The 21,438-nt window shown below is 38.2% G+C and carries 20 protein-coding genes and 6 tRNA genes; 12 read left to right on the top strand and 14 right to left on the bottom strand.

The window, feature by feature from the left end; translation table 11 throughout:
- Positions 1-112: 112 nt before the first annotated feature.
- Positions 113-1,183 carry a porin gene (locus AC6H0A_RS04870; protein WP_005640752.1) on the bottom strand — a complete coding sequence of 357 codons (1,071 nt, stop codon included), beginning with the start codon at positions 1,181-1,183 and terminating at the stop codon, positions 113-115.
- Positions 1,184-1,447: 264 nt separating this feature from the next.
- Positions 1,448-1,912, bottom strand: coding sequence for a ribonuclease HI (gene rnhA, locus AC6H0A_RS04865; protein ID WP_070047010.1), 465 nt, complete (start codon positions 1,910-1,912; stop codon positions 1,448-1,450).
- A gap of 60 nt (positions 1,913-1,972) precedes the next feature.
- Between rnhA and dnaQ the strand changes: the two genes are divergently transcribed.
- The 3 genes from dnaQ (at position 1,973) to AC6H0A_RS04850 (ending at position 3,007) form a co-directional block, all read left to right on the top strand.
- Positions 1,973-2,743, top strand: coding sequence for a DNA polymerase III subunit epsilon (gene dnaQ / locus AC6H0A_RS04860; RefSeq protein WP_005640755.1), 771 nt, complete (start codon positions 1,973-1,975; stop codon positions 2,741-2,743).
- 87 nt (positions 2,744-2,830) lie between these two features.
- Positions 2,831-2,907, top strand: a tRNA-Asp gene (locus tag AC6H0A_RS04855).
- A 23-nt stretch (positions 2,908-2,930) separates the two neighbouring features.
- Positions 2,931-3,007: transfer RNA gene (locus tag AC6H0A_RS04850), tRNA-Asp, on the top strand.
- 133 nt (positions 3,008-3,140) lie between these two features.
- Here AC6H0A_RS04850 and AC6H0A_RS04845 read toward each other — a convergent pair.
- Positions 3,141-3,200, bottom strand: a complete 60-nt coding sequence (locus AC6H0A_RS04845; RefSeq protein ID WP_371316042.1) for a hypothetical protein — start codon at positions 3,198-3,200, stop codon at positions 3,141-3,143.
- A gap of 225 nt (positions 3,201-3,425) precedes the next feature.
- Between AC6H0A_RS04845 and der the strand changes: the two genes are divergently transcribed.
- Entirely contained in the window at positions 3,426-4,937 is a 1,512-nt protein-coding gene (gene der, locus AC6H0A_RS04840; RefSeq protein WP_005640757.1) for a ribosome biogenesis GTPase Der, read from the top strand.
- A 79-nt stretch (positions 4,938-5,016) separates the two neighbouring features.
- On the opposite strand, the gene AC6H0A_RS04835 is transcribed toward der, so the two are convergent.
- The 4 genes from AC6H0A_RS04835 to udk are packed head-to-tail and all read right to left on the bottom strand — an operon-like array spanning position 5,017 to position 8,623.
- Positions 5,017-6,207 carry a sugar transporter gene (locus tag AC6H0A_RS04835; RefSeq protein WP_005640758.1) on the bottom strand — a complete coding sequence of 397 codons (1,191 nt, stop codon included), beginning with the start codon at positions 6,205-6,207 and terminating at the stop codon, positions 5,017-5,019.
- Positions 6,207-7,382, bottom strand: a complete 1,176-nt coding sequence (locus AC6H0A_RS04830; RefSeq protein ID WP_005640760.1) for a hypothetical protein — start codon at positions 7,380-7,382, stop codon at positions 6,207-6,209. Before AC6H0A_RS04830 ends, AC6H0A_RS04835 begins: the two co-directional genes overlap by 1 nt.
- 3 nt (positions 7,383-7,385) lie before the next feature.
- Positions 7,386-7,973 carry a dCTP deaminase gene (gene dcd, locus AC6H0A_RS04825; RefSeq protein ID WP_005640763.1) on the bottom strand — a complete coding sequence of 196 codons (588 nt, stop codon included), beginning with the start codon at positions 7,971-7,973 and terminating at the stop codon, positions 7,386-7,388.
- A gap of 8 nt (positions 7,974-7,981) precedes the next feature.
- Positions 7,982-8,623 carry a uridine kinase gene (udk, locus tag AC6H0A_RS04820; RefSeq protein ID WP_005640766.1) on the bottom strand — a complete coding sequence of 214 codons (642 nt, stop codon included), beginning with the start codon at positions 8,621-8,623 and terminating at the stop codon, positions 7,982-7,984.
- A 165-nt stretch (positions 8,624-8,788) separates the two neighbouring features.
- On the opposite strand from udk, the gene AC6H0A_RS04815 reads away from it, so the two are divergent.
- From AC6H0A_RS04815 to fbpC, 4 genes are all read left to right on the top strand, one after another.
- Positions 8,789-9,829, top strand: coding sequence for an ABC transporter substrate-binding protein (locus AC6H0A_RS04815; RefSeq protein ID WP_005640768.1), 1,041 nt, complete (start codon positions 8,789-8,791; stop codon positions 9,827-9,829).
- A 122-nt stretch (positions 9,830-9,951) separates the two neighbouring features.
- Positions 9,952-10,986, top strand: a complete 1,035-nt coding sequence (locus tag AC6H0A_RS04810; RefSeq protein ID WP_005627956.1) for an ABC transporter substrate-binding protein — start codon at positions 9,952-9,954, stop codon at positions 10,984-10,986.
- A gap of 63 nt (positions 10,987-11,049) precedes the next feature.
- Entirely contained in the window at positions 11,050-13,107 is a 2,058-nt protein-coding gene (locus AC6H0A_RS04805; RefSeq protein WP_044232420.1) for an ABC transporter permease, read from the top strand.
- Positions 13,108-13,131: 24 nt separating this feature from the next.
- A complete protein-coding gene (fbpC, locus tag AC6H0A_RS04800; RefSeq protein ID WP_005640773.1) occupies positions 13,132-14,181 on the top strand; it encodes a ferric ABC transporter ATP-binding protein in 1,050 nt (349 codons plus the stop codon).
- Between the two features lie 89 nt (positions 14,182-14,270).
- Here fbpC and AC6H0A_RS04795 read toward each other — a convergent pair whose 3' ends face one another.
- Positions 14,271-15,587, bottom strand: coding sequence for an NCS2 family permease (locus AC6H0A_RS04795; RefSeq protein WP_005640776.1), 1,317 nt, complete (start codon positions 15,585-15,587; stop codon positions 14,271-14,273).
- Positions 15,588-15,820: 233 nt separating this feature from the next.
- Between AC6H0A_RS04795 and AC6H0A_RS04790 the strand changes: the two genes are divergently transcribed.
- Positions 15,821-16,354: an inorganic diphosphatase gene (locus AC6H0A_RS04790; RefSeq protein ID WP_005640779.1), complete on the top strand. Its 534-nt coding sequence runs from the start codon at positions 15,821-15,823 to the stop codon at positions 16,352-16,354.
- Positions 16,355-16,469: 115 nt separating this feature from the next.
- On the opposite strand, the gene AC6H0A_RS04785 is transcribed toward AC6H0A_RS04790, so the two are convergent.
- From AC6H0A_RS04785 to AC6H0A_RS04770, 4 genes are all read right to left on the bottom strand, one after another.
- A tRNA-Lys gene (locus tag AC6H0A_RS04785) sits at positions 16,470-16,545 on the bottom strand.
- A 50-nt stretch (positions 16,546-16,595) separates the two neighbouring features.
- Positions 16,596-16,682: transfer RNA gene (locus AC6H0A_RS04780), tRNA-Leu, on the bottom strand.
- A 27-nt stretch (positions 16,683-16,709) separates the two neighbouring features.
- Positions 16,710-16,783 (bottom strand) — tRNA-Cys (locus AC6H0A_RS04775).
- Between the two features lie 6 nt (positions 16,784-16,789).
- Positions 16,790-16,865: transfer RNA gene (locus tag AC6H0A_RS04770), tRNA-Gly, on the bottom strand.
- Between the two features lie 245 nt (positions 16,866-17,110).
- Here AC6H0A_RS04770 and AC6H0A_RS04765 point away from each other — a divergent pair.
- The 3 genes from AC6H0A_RS04765 to trxA all read left to right on the top strand — a co-directional run bounded on the left by AC6H0A_RS04765 (position 17,111) and on the right by trxA (position 19,671).
- Complete coding sequence (locus tag AC6H0A_RS04765; RefSeq protein WP_005643501.1) at positions 17,111-18,220, top strand: methionine biosynthesis PLP-dependent protein; 1,110 nt, start codon at positions 17,111-17,113, stop codon at positions 18,218-18,220.
- Positions 18,221-18,232: 12 nt separating this feature from the next.
- Entirely contained in the window at positions 18,233-19,228 is a 996-nt protein-coding gene (locus AC6H0A_RS04760; protein ID WP_005643499.1) for a 2-hydroxyacid dehydrogenase, read from the top strand.
- Positions 19,229-19,347: 119 nt separating this feature from the next.
- Positions 19,348-19,671 (top strand): thioredoxin, encoded by a 324-nt coding sequence (trxA, locus tag AC6H0A_RS04755; protein WP_005643497.1) that lies wholly within the window; start codon positions 19,348-19,350, stop codon positions 19,669-19,671.
- 100 nt (positions 19,672-19,771) lie between these two features.
- Here the strand turns inward: trxA and AC6H0A_RS04750 are convergent, their stop codons facing one another.
- Both AC6H0A_RS04750 and AC6H0A_RS04745 read right to left on the bottom strand, forming a co-directional pair.
- On the bottom strand, positions 19,772-20,236 hold the full coding sequence (locus tag AC6H0A_RS04750) for a hypothetical protein (protein ID WP_005643495.1): 465 nt from the start codon (positions 20,234-20,236) through the stop codon (positions 19,772-19,774).
- A complete protein-coding gene (locus AC6H0A_RS04745; protein WP_179230918.1) occupies positions 20,229-21,398 on the bottom strand; it encodes a cobalamin-independent methionine synthase II family protein in 1,170 nt (389 codons plus the stop codon). The genes AC6H0A_RS04750 and AC6H0A_RS04745 overlap by 8 nt, the downstream gene beginning before the upstream one ends.
- Positions 21,399-21,438 lie beyond the last annotated feature (40 nt).

Raw genomic sequence — 21,438 nt, 5'->3', positions numbered from 1 at the left:
TTGTCTTGAGGGGTTTAAAAAGATTTTTGATTGTTTTATTCGATTTTAGAACAAATAAAAAGGCGAATCTTTTGATTCGCCTTGCTTTTAATAATGTATTTCTAACAAATGATTAGAAGTAAACGCGTAAACCTACGCCCACTTTTTTATCTTTAGATACAGTAACGTTTGCTTTGTCAGTTTTTTTGGATTTGATGTAAGCGCCTTCAACATAAGTTAATACTTGTCTGTGAAGTTTGTAATCTACACCAAATAATACACCAGCTTCACGTTCTTTTAAACCTTGATCTACTGAATCGCGTTCATATTTGAAGTTACCATATACTTTGCTGGTATCTTTTACTAAATCGAATTGGAAACCTGGAGATACGAAGTAACGTTTCACGTGTTTAGCTGATTTCTTTTTAATTTTTGCGTAACCGCCATCAAGAGATACGAATAAACCAGCATCATCGAAACGGTAACCTAAAGTTGCTAATGCACCGTTAGTTTGTTGAATATCGTCTGGATCTGAATGTTTATAGTTAGTACGGCCATAAGCGATGCCTGCAACAATGTTGTTTGCATCATATTTTGCACCAACTTGAACACCATTACTGATTTCACCAGTGACTACTTCACCTGGAACTAGGTTAGGTAATGGATTTTCACCCTGACGTTCTTGTGCAAATACATAACTGGTGCTTAATGTTAAACCTTCAATACCTTGGTAGGTATAAGCCGCTGCTGAAGCGCCTTCATGTGGAACATAGTTAGACTTTTCGATAATACCGTATTCGTTATCTTCTGCACTTACCATTACATCAGCGATAGTTTTTTGACGACCGAAAGTAACTTGACCTAATTCTTTTTTGCCTAAACCAACATAAGCTAATTTAGTTTTTACATCACCAAAATCGTCAGATTTTTTTGCACCAGAACTAAAGCGTGTTTCAAAATAACCTAATGCATAGTAACCATCGCCTAAGTCATGAGTAGCTTTAATATGGAAACGTGAACCTGCATTGCGTAATGCACCATGTTGATGTTTTTGACCTTTCACAGTGGTTTTGTTTTGTTCAGCGATAACGCTTAAACGACCACCAAATTCTACTTTAGTCCCTTCGTTGTTATAAACAACAGCTGCGTTCGCTGCTGAAGCTGCGAATGCACCGATGATTAATGCTGCAAGTGTTTTTTTCATAATTTGTATTCCTTATGGTTGTTTACTACCTATGATTGAACTATTTTCATATAAGATTGTCCAACCGCCTATAAATAGACGTTGTGAACATAGCAAATTCTCTTTTTGATGTCAATTCCTCAATATTTTAATTTTCTTGAAATCTGATCTAGATCACACTTTTCGTACATTTTTGTCTGTTTTTTGTTCTGTTTTTGAGGCTTGAGTATTGCCTGTAAATATTTTTAGGTATTGGAGAATAGAATGCTATGCCACTTTTCTATATTATTCTTCCATGTAGCCAATATCTTCCTGTGTTGGGTTTTCTGCCCCTTTTTTAGCTAATTCATCGCATATTTCATTTTCTCTGTGTCCTGCATGACCTTTCACCCATTGCCAATTAATTTTATGACGTTGGATGGATTCATCTAAGGCTATCCATAAATCTTGGTTTTTTACAGGCTTTCCAGAACTTGCTTTCCAATTATTTTTTTTCCAGTTAAAAATCCATTTTGTTATGCCATTTTTCATATATTGGCTATCACTATAAAGCGTGATTAAGCAAGGTTCTTTTAATGCATTTAATGCCTCAATGACAGCGCGTAATTCCATTCGATTATTGGTGGTTTTAAAATAGCCTTTGGAGAGCATTTTTTCATGCTGTTTATAACGCAATACGGCGCCAATTCCCCCTGCGCCAGGATTACCTAAGCAAGATCCATCAGTAAAAATTTCAATCTGTTTTTGCATAACAAAAAGGTTGTTGTGTAGAATGGCAAGTATTTTAATGGAAAGAGATAGGTTGAACAAATGATTAATCCCAATCGCCAAATTGTGTTAGATACTGAAACTACAGGTATGAATCAGCTTGGCGCGCATTATGAAGGACACTGCATTATTGAAATTGGTGCAGTTGAATTAATAAATCGTCGTTACACAGGTAATAATTTCCATATTTACATTAAACCAGATCGCCCCGTTGATCCTGATGCGATTAAAGTTCATGGTATTACTGATGAAATGTTAGCGGATAAACCTGAATTCAAAGACGTTGCCCAAGATTTTTTGGATTATATTAATGGTGCGGAATTGCTTATTCACAATGCACCCTTTGACGTTGGATTTATGGATTATGAATTTCGTAAACTCAACCTTAATGTGAAAACTAACGATATTTGTTTGGTGACAGATACTTTGCAAATGGCGCGTCAGATGTATCCCGGAAAACGTAATAATTTGGACGCACTTTGTGATCGTTTAGGTATTGATAATAGCAAACGTACTTTGCACGGTGCGTTACTGGATGCCGAGATCTTGGCGGATGTTTATTTGATGATGACGGGGGGACAAACAAATTTATTCGATGAAGAAGAATCTGTTGAGTCTGAAGTTATTCATGTTGAGCAAGAAAAAACGGCGGAAGAAATAAAAAATGCGGTTGATTTTGCGCACAATTTAAAATTACTTCAACCTACTGATGATGAGCTACAAGCGCATTTAGAATTATTAAAGATGATTAATAAAAAAAGTGGAAATAATTGTCTTTGGGATAAACGCATTGGCAATGATAATATGCATTAATCGTTTGGAATTTAAGCAGGTAAGTAAAATTTAATAAAAAAAGATTGACGAGATTTATGTTCGTCATTATGATACGCACCACTTAGCGGAGTGGTAGTTCAGCTGGTTAGAATACCTGCCTGTCACGCAGGGGGTCGCGGGTTCGAGTCCCGTCCATTCCGCCAATTTAAAATTAATATCTTATCTCGGAGTGGTAGTTCAGCTGGTTAGAATACCTGCCTGTCACGCAGGGGGTCGCGGGTTCGAGTCCCGTCCATTCCGCCAATTAAGATAAATAAAGATAGCACCTAAGGGTGCTTTTTTTGTATCTGAAATTTATTCATCCTTGACAAAAATAAAGTAAACTTTTAAGATTTGAAGAACTAGGGAGCTGCATACTCCCTAGTATGTCGTGTTATTAGTAAGTCGGTAAACTCACTAATAATAGTAGTACGACAAGGATAATGAGTTTAATCATTTTCTTATCCTCTTCAAACGTTGCGAAAAAGCGCAACACTCGCTTTCAAGTTGGAGCCTTGAAAGCGAGATTATTATAACGTTAAGTTATAGATAAATAAACAGTGTTTAGAAAGCCATAGGATTGTATCCTGTGGCTTTTTCTTTTCTTTATGAAATCATTTTTTACCAATCCTTTAACTTCCGATATAATAGCCACCATTTTTGACAAAATAAGAGATTTTTTATGGCAACTCCAGTTGTGGCCCTTGTTGGTCGCCCGAATGTGGGAAAATCCACATTATTTAATCGCCTTACTCGCACACGAGATGCGTTAGTCGCGGATTTTCCGGGTTTAACTCGCGATAGAAAATATGGTCACGCACATATTGCTGGCTATGATTTTATCGTTATTGATACTGGCGGTATTGATGGAACCGAAGAGGGCGTAGAAGAAAAAATGGCGGAGCAATCTTTGCTTGCTATTGATGAAGCCGATATTGTTCTTTTACTTGTGGATGCTAGAGCGGGTTTAACGGCAGCTGATATTGGTATTGCTAATTACTTACGCCAACGTCAAAACAAAACGACGATTGTGGTAGCAAATAAAACCGATGGTATCGATGCGGATTCTCATTGTGCTGAATTTTATCAGTTGGGGTTAGGGGAAATTGAGCAAATCGCTGCTTCACAAGGCCGTGGTGTCACTCAGTTAATGGAACAAGTACTTGCGCCTTTTGCTGAACAAATGGAAAACCCCGATGAAAATGACCGCACTTCTGAGGAAGAACAAGACGAATGGGAACAAGAATTCGATTTTGATTCAGAAGAAGATACAGCCTTACTTGATGAGGCGTTAGAGGAATCGGAAGAAGATCAAGATAAAAATATTAAGATTGCGATTGTTGGCCGCCCAAATGTGGGTAAATCCACTTTAACCAATCGTATTTTAGGTGAAGATCGTGTGGTGGTTTACGATATGCCAGGCACGACACGCGATAGTATTTATATTCCAATGGAGCGTGATGGACAGCAATATATGTTGATTGATACGGCTGGTGTGCGTAAACGCGGTAAGGTGCATTTGGCAGTGGAAAAATTCTCCGTGATTAAAACCTTGCAAGCGATTCAAGATGCTAATGTTGTGTTATTGACTATTGACGCGAGAGAGAACATTTCTGATCAGGATTTATCTTTACTCGGCTTTATTTTAAATGCGGGTCGTTCTTTAGTGATCGTCGTGAATAAATGGGATGGTTTAGATCAAGATGTGAAAGACCGTGTGAAATCTGAACTTGATCGTCGTTTAGATTTTATTGATTTTGCTCGCGTGCATTTTATTTCCGCATTGCATGGAAGTGGTGTGGGTAATCTTTTTGATTCGATTAAAGAAGCCTATGCTTGTGCGACTCAAAAAATGACAACTTCGCTTTTAACTCGTATTTTGCAAATGGCAACGGATGAGCACCAACCACCGATGATTGGCGGTCGTCGAATTAAATTAAAATATGCCCATCCAGGTGGTTACAATCCACCGATTATAGTGGTGCACGGTAACCAAATGGATAAATTACCAGATTCTTATAAACGTTATTTATCTAATTATTATCGTAAGAGTTTGAAAATTATTGGCTCACCAATTCGTCTTCTTTTCCAAGAAGGCTCGAACCCATTTGCGGGGCGTAAAAATAAACTTACTCCAAACCAATTGCGTAAACGTAAACGTTTGATGAAGTTTATTAAAAAAGCGAAACGTTAAATTCGAGATATATAAAACTTAGCAAGATTTAACCACACTTTTAAAACTCTTTTTGGAGAACTAAAGTGCGGTTATTTTTTTATTTGTTTTGCAGAAGAAACGTATGGCGATATTTTAAGTGCGTTGTAATAAAAATGATAAAACCGATTAAACCTAATGCTGCGCCCGTATAACCAATTTCATTTAATCCTAAATAGGTTGTAGCAAGATTTCCAAATAATGCGCCGGCTCCAATTCCTGCATTGAAAATGCCCGAGTAAATAGCCGTGGCAACATCGGTTGCATCTGGAGCAAGTTTCAGTACGCGCATTTGTAGAGATAGTCCGATACAAGAAATGCCAATTCCCCAAATAAACACAAGGCTGAACATTGCTATCATTGTTTCGGTAGAGAAGAGGAGTAGCAATAGAGAGAGCATTAATAATCCCATCGAAACAACAATAAATTTTGTCGGAGCAAGTCGGTAGAATCTGTTAAATAATAGGCTTGCGGCAATACCTGAGAAACCAAAAACCAATAATACAGCCGTGGCAAAATTTGGATCCAAGTGCCCGACATCAATCATGAATGGTTCGATGTAAGTATAAGCGGTAAAGTGTGCTGAGATGACGATTGCCGTTGTTACATAAAGCCAAAGTAATAATGGGCGTTTCGCAAGCAAGGGTAAACTTGCAATAGAGCCAGCATTTTTACTTGGTAAATTTGGCAATAATCGAATAATTAAAAACATGATGGATAATGCCAGTACTGCAATAATGCCAAAAGTGACCCGCCAACCGACGAGCTGTCCGACAATTCGTCCAATCGGTAAGCCTAAGATGGTGGCAAGAGCGGTGCCAATAGCGAGCATTCCTAATGCTTGAGTTTTCTTGTGTTTAGGTGCGATGCGCATCACAAGTGAAGCGGTAATTGACCAAAACACTGAATGTGCTAATGCAATACACATTCGAGCGAGAAGTAATATCCAGAAATTCCAAGCAATGACCGATAAAATATGCCCAACAATAAATATAATGAAAAGTTTGATTAGCAGGCTTTTACGTTCCATGTTTCCTGTAGCGAGCATCGCAGGCAGAGACATAATTAGCACCGTCCAAGCATAAACTGTCATCATTAAACCAGTATCAGCAGTTTGCATATTAAAACTTTGTGCAATATCGCTTAACATTGCAACGGGTACAAATTCTGTAGTATTAAAAATAAATCCTGCGCAAGCCATAATAAGCACGCGCCATGATTGGATTTTTTCAGCTTTTAAATATAACGACATTAACGTAACTTTTCTTTAATCGCATCAATTAATCGATGGCGGAATTTCTTCGTAAAATTAATTTTATATTGTGGTGAACTGCAGTTACCAAAAAAATTGATTGGTAGTGTCAAATTTTGATAGCGTTGATCCGTAGAATGTAAATTGATATCCACATTACATTCCATTCGGCTTAAATCAATAATGCCTTTTCCTTGTCCCAAAAGTGCGGGTGTTTTTAATTCGATTTTTTCAGCAATAATTTGATTTTGTTGGAGAAATAATTGTAAGTAAAATTGTTCAAAGCGAGTATTTAACTCTTTGTTTTTTAACAAATCATTGTTGTAATTAATCGGGAAATATTGTGCCACCATATCCAATAGATTCACACCAAGAATTTCGCCATTTTGTGCTAAAAAATTTAATTTGCCTTGAATAAGCGCAGAAGATGAAAAGCTGAAATCAAGATTAAAATCGGCGTGTCCACTTAACATTTCTGGCAAATTTAACAGCGTGAATAAGCGTTTAACAGGGAAATATTTGCCTGAAAAATTGACCGCACTTTGGTTGCCAATTTGTTGATATTTCAATACGGCTAAACAATCGTTATCGCATTGTGGTTTTATATAGGTCACTATTTGTTGGTGGGCTGTGTGGGTTTCAATATAACCGATAGGCTGATTATTTAGGTTTGCATCTACAAATTGAAGTAGGGCAGATTCTGATGTTGATAAGTCTAAATTTGCTTTGTGGAAAGAAAAATGGAAAGTTTTTGTTTTTCCATAAATAGGTTTGTTAAATTCCATGCGAATATGGTTTTCGCCATTCAATATTACTTTTTTTGATAAAAGCTGTTTTAACGAAAAAGGCGAAACCTCCATCGATACATTGGCAGGATTTTGTGTGTTTTGAGTTAATTTGAGCTGTTGAATATTCAGTGAATGAAGTGCTGTATTACCATACAAAAGAGGCAAGAAATTAAGTTTAGCTTCAATTTTTTGAGCTGAAAATTGCGTAGTTTTTATATTTTTAAGAGAAAGTGCGGGTGGAAATAGAGATAAATTGACTGATTGAACCGCAATATTTTGTTGTGCTAGTTGTTCAACAATGTCACTTTGCACACGGTAAAGTTGAATATATAAAAAAGAAAAGATCGCCAAAGCGACGATCCCTACGCTAAGCGCGAACTTTTTCATCGATTATTCCTTGTCTTCGTCAATACGACTCGCAACCGCACTTTGTTGATTTTTATATTTTGCATCTTTGCGGCTACTGTATGGTCGTTTCGCTTCGCCACTTAATATTTCAAAACTTAATGCACCAATCACCATATTGGGGCGTAATGCTAATGGTAATTTCCCTGAATTATAAAATTCTAACACGATTTTTCCTTCCCAACCCGGATCAATACGGTGTGCAGTGACGTGTACCATTAAGCCTAAACGTGCTAAAGAAGATCGACCATCTAACCAACCTATAATATTGACGGGTAATTTCACTGATTCAAGTGTGGTTGCTAACGCTAAAGTACCTGGATGCAAGAAAAATGCTTCGTCTTCAGGCACAATAATTTCATCGCTCATTACAGATTCAAGCTGGGCGGACACTTCTTCTTTCGGACCGCTTAAATCAATGAAAGGCGCCGAGTGCTCACGAAATACGCGGAAAGAATTACCCAAGCGAACATCAATCGTCGCGCCGTTGATTTTGTCATTATTTGGACGAGGAGTTAAAGAAATAATGCCATCATCGAGATAGCGTTCAATATCAGTATCGCAAAGGCGCATAAGATTTCCTATTTTTGATTCAATAAATGAAGGATTTGAGCTTTTAACATATTGATGGCAATACGGTTTTTACCACCGCGAGGAATGACAATATCCGCATATTGTTTAGATGGCTCAATAAATTGTAAGAACATCGGGCGCACGGTTGCGCGATATTGATCAATAACCGATTGTAGGGAGCGACCACGTTCTTCCATATCGCGTTGTAAACGACGAATAAAACAAATGTCTAATGGCGTGTCCACGAATACGGAAATATCCGCAAGTTGACGAACGCGTTCATCAGTAAGCAGTAAAATCCCCTCTAAAATCACAATACGTTTTGGGGTAAATGTTGTGGTTTCACCCGTACGAGTATGATCAACATAGCTATAAACAGGTACATTAACAGATTTTCCTGATTTTAAATCTTTTAAATGTTGAATGAGCAAATCGCGATCCATAGAGCTTGGATGATCGTAATTTGTTTTTACGCGCTCAGTCATTTCTAAATGGCTTTGATCTTTATAGTAACTGTCTTCAGTAATGATACCAATTTCTTGGCAACCTAATTCATTACAGAGCTCTTTGTGAACGGTGGAAGCGATAGAACTTTTGCCTGATGCAGATGCACCTGTGATGGCGATAATGATACAAGAGGGATTTGACATAATCGTGTTTTGATGCAAGGAAAATTCGTGCAATTATAAAGAAAAGTTCGGTGAATTTCACGTTTATTTTTTCATTTGAATTTTAAAAAGTGTGAGCTTCATCACGGTATTATTTCCATTTTTCGAGTAGGATTTTAACGTTCTATCCAATAAGGAGTATGTATTATGAAATTCAACAAAATTTCTCTTTCTGTTTCTGCCGCACTTTTAGCAGCAGGATTGGCTATTTCTGGTTCTGCTAACGCTAAAGGTCGTTTAGTTGTGTACTGTAGTGCAACCAATATTTTGTGCGAAACCACCACGAAAGCATTTGGCGAAAAATATGATGTGAAAACATCTTTTATTCGTAATGGTTCAGGCAGTACTTTTGCTAAAGTTGAAGCTGAAAAAAATAACCCTCAAGCGGATGTTTGGTTCGGCGGTACTTTTGACCCTCAAGCTCAAGCTGCAGAATTAGGCTTAATTGAGCCTTATAAATCCAAGCACATTGATGAAATCGTAGAACGTTTCCGTGATCCGTCGAAAACGAAAGGCCACTATGTTTCCTCAATTTATATGGGTATCTTAGGTTTTGGTGTGAATACTGAACGTTTGGCAAAATTAGGTATTAAAGAAGTGCCAAAATGCTGGAAAGACCTAACAGATCCACGCTTAAAAGGCGAAGTTCAAATTGCAGACCCTCAAAGTGCGGGTACAGCTTACACAGCATTGGCAACTTTCGTCCAATTATGGGGTGAAAAAGAGGCGTTTGAATACTTAAAAGCATTGCATCCTAATGTGTCTCAATATACCAAATCGGGTATCACGCCATCACGTAACTCTGCGCGCGGTGAAGCGACAATTGGTGTGGGTTTCTTACATGATTATGCATTAGAAAAACGCAATGGTGCACCGTTAGAATTAGTCGTGCCTTGCGAAGGAACTGGTTATGAGTTAGGTGGCGTGAGTATCTTAAAAGGTGCGCGTAATATTGATAATGCAAAATTATTCGTCGATTGGGCTTTATCAAAAGAAGGTCAAGAATTAGCTTGGAAACAAGGGGATTCTTTACAAATCTTAACTAACACGACCGCAGAGCAATCACCAACCGTGTTTGACCCAAATAAACTTAAATTAATCAATTATGACTTTGAAAAATACGGTGCAACAGAACAACGTAAAGCCTTAATTGAAAAATGGGTACAAGAAGTTAAATTAGCGAAATAGCGCTGAATAAGTGCGGTAAAAAATACTGAAGTTTTTGACCGCACTTTTTCGTATTTTTAATGTGATTTCGTTTTCCCTCTAAGATATTGCAAAACCTTCATTCATAAGGGAGTTATAATCAGATGAAACTATCAAAAATCGCAGTAACCTTGTCTGGTGTGATGCTAAGTGGATTAGTGTTAAGTAATCCATCTTTTGCAAAAGGACGTCTAGTCATTTATTGCAGTGCGCAAAATACGATGTGCGAGCAAGAAGCGATGGCATTTGAGAAAAAATTTGATGTTAAAACAAGTTTTATTCGTGGTGGCACGGGAACCATTTTAGCGAAAATTGATGCTGAAAAAGATAATCCACAAGGTGATGTTTGGTATGGTGGAACGATGGATCCTCATTCTCAAGCAGGGGAAATGGGGTTATTAGAACCTTATAAATCATCCAATCTTCCTCAGATCGTAGAAAAATTCCGTGATCCAGCCAAAATGAAAGGGAATTATTCTTCAGCCATTTATTTAGGCGTGTTAGGTTTTGGGGTAAATCCAGAGCGTTTGAAAAAATTGAATTTACCTATTCCAAAATGCTGGAAGGATTTAGCTAACCCAATTTACAAAAATGAAATTCAAGCCGCAGATCCACAAAGTTCTGGTACGGGTTACACTCAGCTAGCAACTTATATGCAACTTTGGGGAGAAGACGAGGCGTTTAAATTCTTAAAAGAGTTGAATAAAAACGTATCGCAATATACCAAATCTGGTAATACAGCAACACGTAATACAGCGCGAGGAGAAACGGCAATTGGCATTGGTTTCTTACATGAATATTCTTTAGAAAAAGCGAAAGGCGCGCCAGTAGAATTAGTTGTACCTTGTGAAGGTACTGGCTATGAAATTGGCGGTGTGAGTGTTATTAAAGGTGCGCGTAATTTAGATAATGCGAAACTTTTTGTTGATTGGGCGTTATCCAAAGAGGCGCAAGAACTAACTTGGCAAAAAGGTGAAGCGTATTCCATTTTAACCAACACCACTGCACAACAATCGCCTTATGCGTTAGATTTTAAATCTATTAATTTAATTAACTATGATTTTGATAAATACGGTGCGACTGATTTACGTAAACGCTTAATCACAAAATGGGTTGATGAAGTAAAATTAGCCAAATAATGATGTCACTAACGAAGTGATATGTCGCATATCGCTTCGTTTTTTTACCTTATGCGAGGTTGTATGAACGCAAAAAAACTTTCCATAATGCATTCTGCTTATTTTTGGATTATTTTATCCTTATTGGCGTTTGCGCTCCTGCCTTCCAATGCACTTGATTACGGTTTGTTTGAAAGTACTTCAGATGAATATTTAGATGCAATGGGCTGGGCTTCTTTCAATTTAACTTGGGCTTGGTTCCTGCCTGTTATTGTGTATGGCGCTTTGCCGTTATTTAGATTGCCACAACAAACCCAAGCAAAAACAGAGCTATTTTTGACCGCACTTTCTGTGCTGTTTATGTTTATCAGTGCGACGGTGTGCAAAATCAGCATGGGCTATTCTGTGATCGTGTTACTTGTGGGCTATACCGCATTAGCAACACTTTCATTGGCAAAGCTAAAAGTGATGCAAGGTGATAAATTTATCATCGCTTCTTTGCTTTGCATTATTTTGCTCATTTTCTTCTTTATCGTTTATCCAACATTGGTGATTTTCGTTTCAATGTTTTATGACGGTGACACGTTTGCGCCACAGCAAGTGATGCGTATTTTAACGCAGAGCTATATTGTTCGGGTAATTACCAATTCGCTTTTCTTATCGGGCTTTGTGGGAGTCGTTTCGACTGTATTTGGTTTAGCCTTTGCGCTTTATACTACGCGTATCGCTCGTAGAACGGCATTTATCGGAAAAATTTTCTCTATTTTGCCAATTGTTACGCCACCATTTGTTGTGGGATTAGGGGTAACTTTAATGCTTGGCCGTTCTGGTTATGTAACCGAATTTTTAAGTACGAATTTTGGTTTCACCAATCATAACTGGCTGTATGGTTTTAATGGGATTGCGATTGCTCAGATTCTCGCATTTGCTCCGATTTCTTTTATGATTTTAGATGGCGCATTGAAATCGGTACATCCTTCTATTGAAGAAGCCTCTTATACGTTACGAGCCAATCGCTATCAAACTTTTTATAACATCATTTTCCCATTGTTACGCCCAGCATTGGCGAACTCATTTTTAATTGTATTTATCCAATCCCTTGCAGATTTTAGTAATCCATTGGTATTGGGTGGTAGCTTTGATGTGATTGCAACACAGATTTATTTCTATATTGCAGGTTCACAATTAGATTACGCATCAGCAAGTACCTTAGGTTCAATATTATTAATTTTCTCTCTAGCGATTTTTATCATTCAATACATTTGGATTGGTAACCGCTCTTATGTCACCGTTTCAGGTAAATCTTATCGTGGTGATGTGCAAGATCTTCCAACTGGTTTGAAATATACCATCATTGGTATGCTTGGATTCTGGGTCATCTTTAATATGGCGCTTTATGGAAGTATTTTCTACGGAAGCTTCACTGTAAACTGGGGCGTAGATTACACTTTAACCTTGAAAAACTATGGCATGTTATTCGGGCAAGGATTGAGCGATGGCGCGTGGCCGTCACTGATCAATACCTTAATCTATGCAGGTATTGCCGCACCATTAACCGCATTCTTTGGATTATTGATTGCGTACATTGTGGTGCGTAAAGATTTCCAAGGTAAAAAATCCCTTGAGTTCTTAACCATGCTTTGTTTTGCCGTGCCGGGTACTGTGGCTGGGGTGTCTTACATTTTAGCCTTCAACAATGCACCACTTTATATTACGGGTACAGGCATTATCGTGATCATTTCAATGGTTATGCGTGACTTACCAATTGGTATGCGAGCAGCGATTGCAGGGTTAGGTCAGCTTGATAAATCTCTTGATGAAGCATCGCTTTCTTTAAAAGGGAGTTCGTGGAAAACCTTATGGTATATCGTCTTGCCATTATTAAAACCCGCATTGCTTTCAGCGCTTGTTACCAGCTTCGTTCGTGCAATGACGACAGTGAGTGCAATTATATTCTTAGTGACAGCAGATACTCGGGTTGCAACAGCTTATATCCTAAATCGCGTTGAAGATGGCGAATATGGTATTGCTATTGCATACGGCTCAATCTTAATTGTTGTCATGATGGCAATTATTTTATTCTTCGACTGGATTGTAGGCGATACACGTATCTCTCGTTCTAAAGCGAAAAAAATGAATTAACTCGTTAAGTTGTAGGTAAAAATTATGAGTAATAATGATTTCTTAGTATTAAAAAATATCACCAAAGCATTTGGTAAAGCGGTTGTCATTGATAATTTAGATTTAACGATCAAACGTGGCACGATGGTGACATTGTTAGGGCCATCAGGTTGTGGCAAAACAACTGTATTGCGTTTGGTTGCAGGGTTAGAAAATCCAACATCAGGCCAAATTTTTATTGATGGCGAAGATGTAACAAAATCTTCTATTCAGAATCGAGATATTTGTATCGTCTTCCAATCTTATGCGCTATTCCCGCATATGAGCATTGGCGATAATGTGGGCTACGGCTTAAAAATGCAAGGCATTGGCAAAGAAGAACGAGCTCAGCGTGTAAAAGAGGCTTTAGAATTGGTGGACTTAGCGGGTTTTGAAGACCGTTTTGTAGATCAAATTTCAGGTGGTCAACAACAACGTGTGGCATTAGCACGTGCGTTAGTGTTAAAACCAAAAGTCCTATTGTTTGATGAACCACTAAGTAATTTGGATGCAAACTTACGTCGTTCAATGCGTGAAAAAATCCGTGAATTGCAGCAACGTTTAGGCATTACCTCGCTTTATGTGACACACGACCAAACAGAGGCCTTTGCGGTATCTGATGAAGTTATCGTTATGCATAAAGGTAAAATTATGCAAAAAGCGCCAGCGAAAGAGCTTTATCTCCGACCAAATTCTTTGTTCTTAGCAAACTTTATGGGTGAATCCAGTATTTTCGATGGAAAATTAGAAAATAGCGTGGTGGATATTAATGGCTATCATGTGCTTTTAAAGGATGCTGCACAGTTTAATTTACCCGATGGTGAATGCTTAGTTGGTATTCGCCCAGAAGCAATTTATCTTGCCGCAGAGGGCAGTGATGCTCAACGTTGTGAGATTAAAAGTGCGGTCTATATGGGCAACCATTGGGAAGTGGTCGCAAATTGGGCTGGAAAAGATTTATTGGTGAATTGTAAGCCAGAAGATTTTAATGCCGATTTAAAACAAGCTTATGTCAATTTATCTGATCACGGTATTTTCTTATTGAAGAAAGAGTAGTACAGAGCTTAAAAAAGCGCGGTGAAATTTCACCGCACTTTTGTGATTACAATTAAGGGGAAGGATTTTCCCCTTTTTTATTTCTGTTATTAAATCGCCCAACCGCCGGCATAGAATGCAACGAGTACGATTGCAATAATCACAGTACCTACATTTAAGCGTTTAATATCGCCGCTCACGATTCTTCCAATCACTAATGCCGCAAAACCTAACATAATTCCTGTTACGATATTGGCGGTAAGCACGATAAATACTGCACAGATTAATCCGCTCATCGCGCCAACGAAATCATCGAAATCTAATTTGCTTACATTGCTTAACATTAATAAACCAACGTACATTAATGCTGGGGCAGTTGCGTATCCAGGCACTAAGAAAGCTAATGGTTGGAAGAAAAGCATTAATAGGAATAACACCCCAACAACGATTGCAGTAATACCTGTTTTACCGCTTGCTGCTGTTCCTGCTGCTGACTCAATGTAAACGGCAGCTGGTGCTGTACCGAATAAACCTGAGAATAAGCTACTGATTGAGTCTGAAGTTAAGGCTTTATCTCCATTGATAATTTGACCATCCTTATCAAGCAAGTCGGCTTGACCTGCAACTGCGCGAATAGTGCCCGTTGCATCAAATACGGCAGTCATCATCAAAGCAAATACCACAGGCAAGATTGCAGGTTGTAGTGCGCCCATAAAGTCTAATTGTAAGAAAAGAGAATTTTCACCAAAGGTTGGCATTTTGAAAATCTCTCCGCCAAATTTTACATTTGGATCAAAAATTAAACCTACGATAGTAATAGCGATAATTACCCATAAAATACCGCCTTTAATTTTCATTTTTTCAAGGCCGATAATGAGCGCCAAACCAATTAAGGACATCATGACTGGGAATGAGGTGAAATCGCCTAATTTTACTGGCAAGCCAGCTTGATTGCTGACGACTAAACCAACGCCGTTTGCCGCAATTAAAAGTAAAAAGAGTCCGATACCAATGCCTGCTCCGTGAGCGATACTGGATGGTAAATTACGTAAAATCCATGCACGGATACCAGTGGCAGAAATTAAGGTAAACACAACCCCCATTAAGAATACTGCGCCTAGCGCAACGGGAATGGCGACCTTTTGACCAATTACTAAGCTAAATGCTGTAAAAGCAGTAAGAGAAATTGCACAACCAATTGCCATTGGTGCATTTGCCCATAAACCGATTAAGATAGAGCCTAAGCCTGCAACTAAACAGGTGGCAATAAAGACAGATTTCGCAGGAAAACCTGCAGCACCTAGCATATTGGGTACCACGATTACAGAATAAACCATTGCTAAGAAAGTGGTTAAACCCGCGATAATTTCCTGACGAACAGTTGAACCACGTTGCTTGAGCTCAAATGTTTTTTCTAAAGTTGACATAGTGTTCCTTAAAGTTGAGTGAAAAATTGAAGTGAATAAGGTGCGCTATTTTACATCATAAAAATGAGAAGTAAACGTTTGCGCGAGTTTTGTTTAGGATAAAGTGCGGTCAAAATTATGAATAGTTATGAAATAATCTATTTGCTGATTTTCTCTACAAATGAGACTGCGAGTCAGCAGAAAAACTGCTATACTTGTCGCGTTTTTTAACTTGATAAAATGAAGGAAACAAAATGGCTGATTTTAATCAAATTTTAACGCCAGGCGATGTAGATGCTGGCATTATCAATGTAGTAAACGAAATCCCCGAAGGTAGCTGCCATAAAATCGAATGGAACCGTAAAGTTGCGGCATTCCAATTAGATCGTGTTGAGCCAGCAATTTTTGCAAAACCAACTAACTATGGCTTCATTCCACAAACTTTAGATGAAGATGGCGATGAGTTAGATGTGTTATTAATCACTCGTCAACCATTAGCAACAGGCGTATTCCTTGAGGCTAAAGTAATTGGTGTTATGAAATTTGTTGATGATGGTGAAGTGGATGATAAAATCGTTTGTGTTCCTGCAGATGATCGTGATACAGGCAATGCGTACAATTCATTAGCAGATTTACCAGCAAACTTAATTAAACAAATTGAGTTCCATTTCAATAACTATAAAGCACTTAAGAAGCCAGGCTCAACGAAAGTAACTCATTGGGGCGATGTAGAAGAAGCGAAAGAAGTGATTCGTGAGTCTATTAAACGTTGGAATGAGCGTTATTAATAAACACATTTGATTGTAAAAGTCCCTGATTCTTTGAGTCGGGGATTTTTTTGTAGTGAGTCTAAGAAATTTAGATAATAAAAAAACACCTTTAGGTGCTTGCTTTATTTTTAAGTGGTGGGTCGTGAAGGATTCGAACCTTCGACCAACGGATTAAAAGTCCGCTGCTCTACCGACTGAGCTAACGACCCAATTAGATGATTTTAAAGTAAATTTTAAAATCTTTGGATTGGTGTTTAAATGGTGCCCGAAGCCAGACTTGAACTGGCACGCCTCGAAAGGCGAGGGATTTTAAATCCCTTGTGTCTACCGATTCCACCACTCGGGCATATAGACAACTAACATTTGCGTATTATGGAGGCGTGTCCCGGAGTCGAACCGAGCTACATGGATTTGCAATCCAGTGCATAACCGCTTTGCTAACACGCCACGAATTGGAGCGGGAAACGAGGCTCGAACTCGCGACCCCGACCTTGGCAAGGTCGTGCTCTACCAACTGAGCTATTCCCGCATTCGCTGTTAGTTGTGCGCATTTTACGGAAATTCAGATAACTGTCAATTACAGATTTAAAAAAATTGTCTAACCGTTTAAAAAAAGTTCATTTTGTTTAAATAAATTACAGAAAATGATGGAAAAATGGAATTTTATGTAATTTTCTAATTTCTACTTTTATCACTTTTTCCTTTGTGCCAAAATGCTAAACGTTTTTTAGCACGTAAAGTGCGGTTCATTTTTTCATTATTTTAGAGGATGTTATGACACAACAATATGCTATCGATACTTTATTAGCTCAAGCAGGCAATCGCAGCGATGAGCGTACGGGCGCGGTTTCTACACCAATTTTTCTTTCTACGGCTTATGGACATTATGGTATCGGTGAAAGTACGGGATTTGATTACACGCGTACCAAGAACCCAACTCGCACAGTATTAGAAGAAACGATAGCTAAATTAGAGAATGGAGATCGTGGTTTTGCGTTTTCTTCTGGTATGGCTGCAATTCAAGTTTTGATGACGCTTCTTACTGCACCAGATGAATGGATCGTTTCTAGCGATGTGTATGGTGGTACTTATCGACTATTAGATTTTTCTTATAAAAATAACAATAGTGTAAAACCTGTTTATGTTAATACAGCATCTGCTTATGAAATTGAGGCGGCAATTAACCCAAATACAAAAGCGATTTTTATTGAAACCCCATCAAATCCTTTAATGGAAGAATGTGATGTGGTTGAAATTGCAAAACTTGCGAAAAAACATAACTTAATGTTGATCGTGGATAATACGTTTTTAACGCCAGTGCTTTCTCGCCCATTAGATTTAGGCGCTGATGTGGTGATTCACAGCGGGACTAAATATATTGCTGGTCATAATGATGCACTTGTTGGGTTGATTGTTGCGAAAGGGCAAGAACTTTGTGATCGCATTGCTTATATTCAAAATAGTGCAGGTGCGGTGCTTTCACCTTTTGATTCTTGGCTGACTATTCGTGGTATGAAAACGCTTTCTTTGCGCATGAAACGTCATCAAGAAAATGCACAAGCTATTGCGGAATTTTTAAAAGCTCAACCACAAGTAGAATCGGTGCTTTATCCGAATAAAGGTGGAATGTTGTCTTTCCGTTTGCAAGATGAAGCTTGGGTTAATACATTCTTAAAATCCATCAAATTGATTACTTTTGCAGAAAGTCTAGGCGGCACAGAAAGTTTTATTACTTATCCTGCTACTCAAACTCATATGGATATTCCAGAATCCGAGCGTGTAGCTCGTGGGATTACTAATACCTTGCTGCGTTTTTCAGTCGGTATTGAAGATGTAGAAGATATTAAGGCGGACTTATTACAGGCTTTTGCAAACTTAAAATAATTGGAGCAAACCATGAAAATTGCAATCTATAGCACGAAAAGCTATGACAGAAAATATATTGAGCTCATTAACGCGAAATATAATTTCTATTTAGAATTTTTTGATTTTATGTTGAATGAGAGCACCGCGCGTTTGGCAGAACATTGCGAAGTAGTATGCATTTTCGTGAATGATAATGGTAGCCGAAAAGTATTAGAAAAATTAGCCGCACTTGGTGTGAAAATCGTGGCTTTGCGCTGTGCGGGTTTTAATAATGTTGATTTAAAAGCCGCTCAAGAATTAGGCATTCAAGTTGTACGGGTTCCAGCTTATTCGCCTGAAGCGGTAGCAGAACATACCATCGGTTTGATGATGACACTGAACCGTCGAATTCATCGTGCTTATCAGCGTACTCGAGAAGCGAATTTCTCTCTTGAGGGGCTAATTGGGTTCAATATGCACGGACGCACGGTCGGCGTAATCGGAACGGGTAAAATTGGGATTGCGGTGATGCGTATTCTGAAAGGTTTTGGCATGAATATCTTGGCGTACGATCCTTTTAAAAATCCAGTGGTAGAAGAATTGGGTGGACAATATGTTGAATTAGATGAGCTGTATGCTAAATCCCATGTCATTACGCTTCATTGCCCAGCAATGCCAGAAAACTATCATTTATTAAATCGCGAAGCTTTTGCAAAAATGAAAGATGGCGTAATGATCGTGAATACGAGCCGCGGCTCTTTGATTGATACCCAAGCTGCAATTGATGCGTTAAAACAGCGTAAAATCGGGGCGTTAGGTATGGACGTTTACGAGAATGAACGAGATTTGTTCTTTGAAGATAAGTCTAACGAAGTGATTCAAGATGATATTTTCCGCCGTTTATCTTCTTGCCATAATGTATTGCTAACAGGTCACCAAGCATTTTTAACTGAAGAGGCACTAACGAATATTGCGGACGTGACCTTATCAAATATTTATAAATTGAAATCGGGCAAAGTGTGTGAAAATATTGTTTTGCCGTCTTAGCTTTTGGCAATTAAAACGATTAGTTTACATTTTTTAAAACGATGTTATTCTGCACCGCACTTGTAAGTTTAAATAAAGCCCTTATATAGGGATTCCATTCACAAAATAAGGAAAACAAAATGAGCGAAGTATTACACATTAATGACGCAGATTTTGAAAGTGTTGTAGTTAATTCAGATATCCCCGTTTTATTAGACTTTTGGGCACCTTGGTGTGGACCTTGCAAAATGATTGCACCAGTGTTAGATGAACTTACGCCTGAATTTGCAGGTAAAGTTAAAATCGTGAAAATGAATGTGGATGACAACCAAGCAACACCAGCACAATTTGGTGTTCGTAGTATCCCAACATTATTATTGATTAAAAATGGTCAAGTTGTTGCAACTCAAGTTGGCGCATTACCAAAAACTCAATTGACTAACTTCATTAACCAACATATTTAATCGTTGCTTAAAGTTATAAGTAACTTTAGAGCATTGATAAGATTGCCCCTTAATGGGGCAATTTTTTTGTCTGAAATTTAGATGAACGACTTAATGAGAATCAAAGCACTTGCTCAAATTCTATATTTAAAGGAAAGGCTTTGGTTATCGTGTTGTAAATAAAACAACAGTGTAATGCGTTTTGTGTGAGTTGTGTGAAGATATCATCGGTTAAATCTGATGAAATAAAAATTTTAATTTTTCCGTCATTAATGACAGGCTGCTCACTATAGCCGCGAACACCCAGTAAGGTTAAAGGATTGGCGAGATTGAGCCAAATTTTTCCTTCCATTTCTACAATATCGGCTCGTTGTTGAGCAAAATGTGCTTTTATACTGCTCAAAATGCCCCCTAAAATAGAAACAGCAAAATAATCTACCGCACTTTTTTGTAACGATTGGTTATCGAAATTGACCTGTGAATAGAGAGAAATGCTGTCATTCGGAGTGAATAATTTAATTTCTTCTCCGCGTAATACGGCTCGATATTTCGCTGTAAAACATTCACTTTCAGGTACGTTATACATAACGTTCTCTCAATATTGATTTTGCCTCATTTAATACCTTGAGTTTGGCTTCAATAATGGCAAATCCATTTAAAGGGCGGTTAGAAAAAGTGGCAAATCCACAATCTGGATTTAGCCAAATTTGCTCTGGTGGAAGGTAATTTAAGGCTTTTTCTGCTCGTTGAACAATCTGATCTACGGTTTCCACTTCATCAGAACGAGGATTGATGACGCCTAAGCCTAAAATACATTTTTGCCTTAAGATTTTACTTTCTAATAACGAACTTAATTCTCCCGCTCTTGGTGTAGAAAATTCGAGCATTAAAATATCAGGTAATGCCGATTCAAATAAATCCACTAATGATGTATAAGGCCCGCGCAGTAATACGCTTTCATCTTTGCTCCAGTTGCCACGGCATACATGTAGTGCGGTTTTGATATTTTTATTTCTTGCATACTCAAAGATTTGAGTAATTAAACTTTTCGCAAACTGTAGTTCCGCTGCAAAATCTTGTTTTTCGCTTAACGCGGCACACATAAATGAACGAGTTTGATGGTGGCTAAAAATAATTTCTGTCAAAACAGGCTCATCAAATTGAACAACACTTACGCCTAGCTCACATAAATGATCAATTTCTTGCTTTAAGATAGCAACAACATCTTTTGCCATTTCTTCTTTTGATGAATAATGTTGCCCTGACACAGGCGAAAGCCACATGGAGCGAGCCATTAAGTAAGGCCCTGGCAAGGTTGCTTTAATTGGTTGCTTGGTTAGATTTTTCAGTAGTAGCATTTCATCTGCTACTAAAGATTGTTTGTAACTGATTTTCCCTACGCAAATCGCATTTTTTATGGAGAGTGCGGGAACATCCAAGGTTTCTAGCATTGACTCAAAAATTTGCTTTTCTTTAATGTGATCGAGCATTTCACTCATGCTCATTAAGGTCGCGCCTTGAATTTTTTGTGCAATAAAAGAAAGGTAATTGTCGCGAAGTAATTCACCGCTAGTGATGATATCAATGCCAGTTCGTTGTTGAAGTTCGACAATTTGTTTCGTTTCTTGAACAACGATTTGCTCAAGCTCTGCAGTGGTTATTTTGCCTAGTGCGTGCTTTTTACGCGCCATCAAAAGTGCTTGGCTACGAGGCATTGAGCCTAAAAGGGACGTTGTGAAAGGTTTCATAGAAAATCCACAATGATGGGCGTTTATTACACGCCCATCA

The sequence above is a fragment of the Haemophilus sp. THUN1692 genome (assembly GCF_059704395.1).
This window is presented reverse-complemented; position numbering and strand designations above follow the sequence as displayed.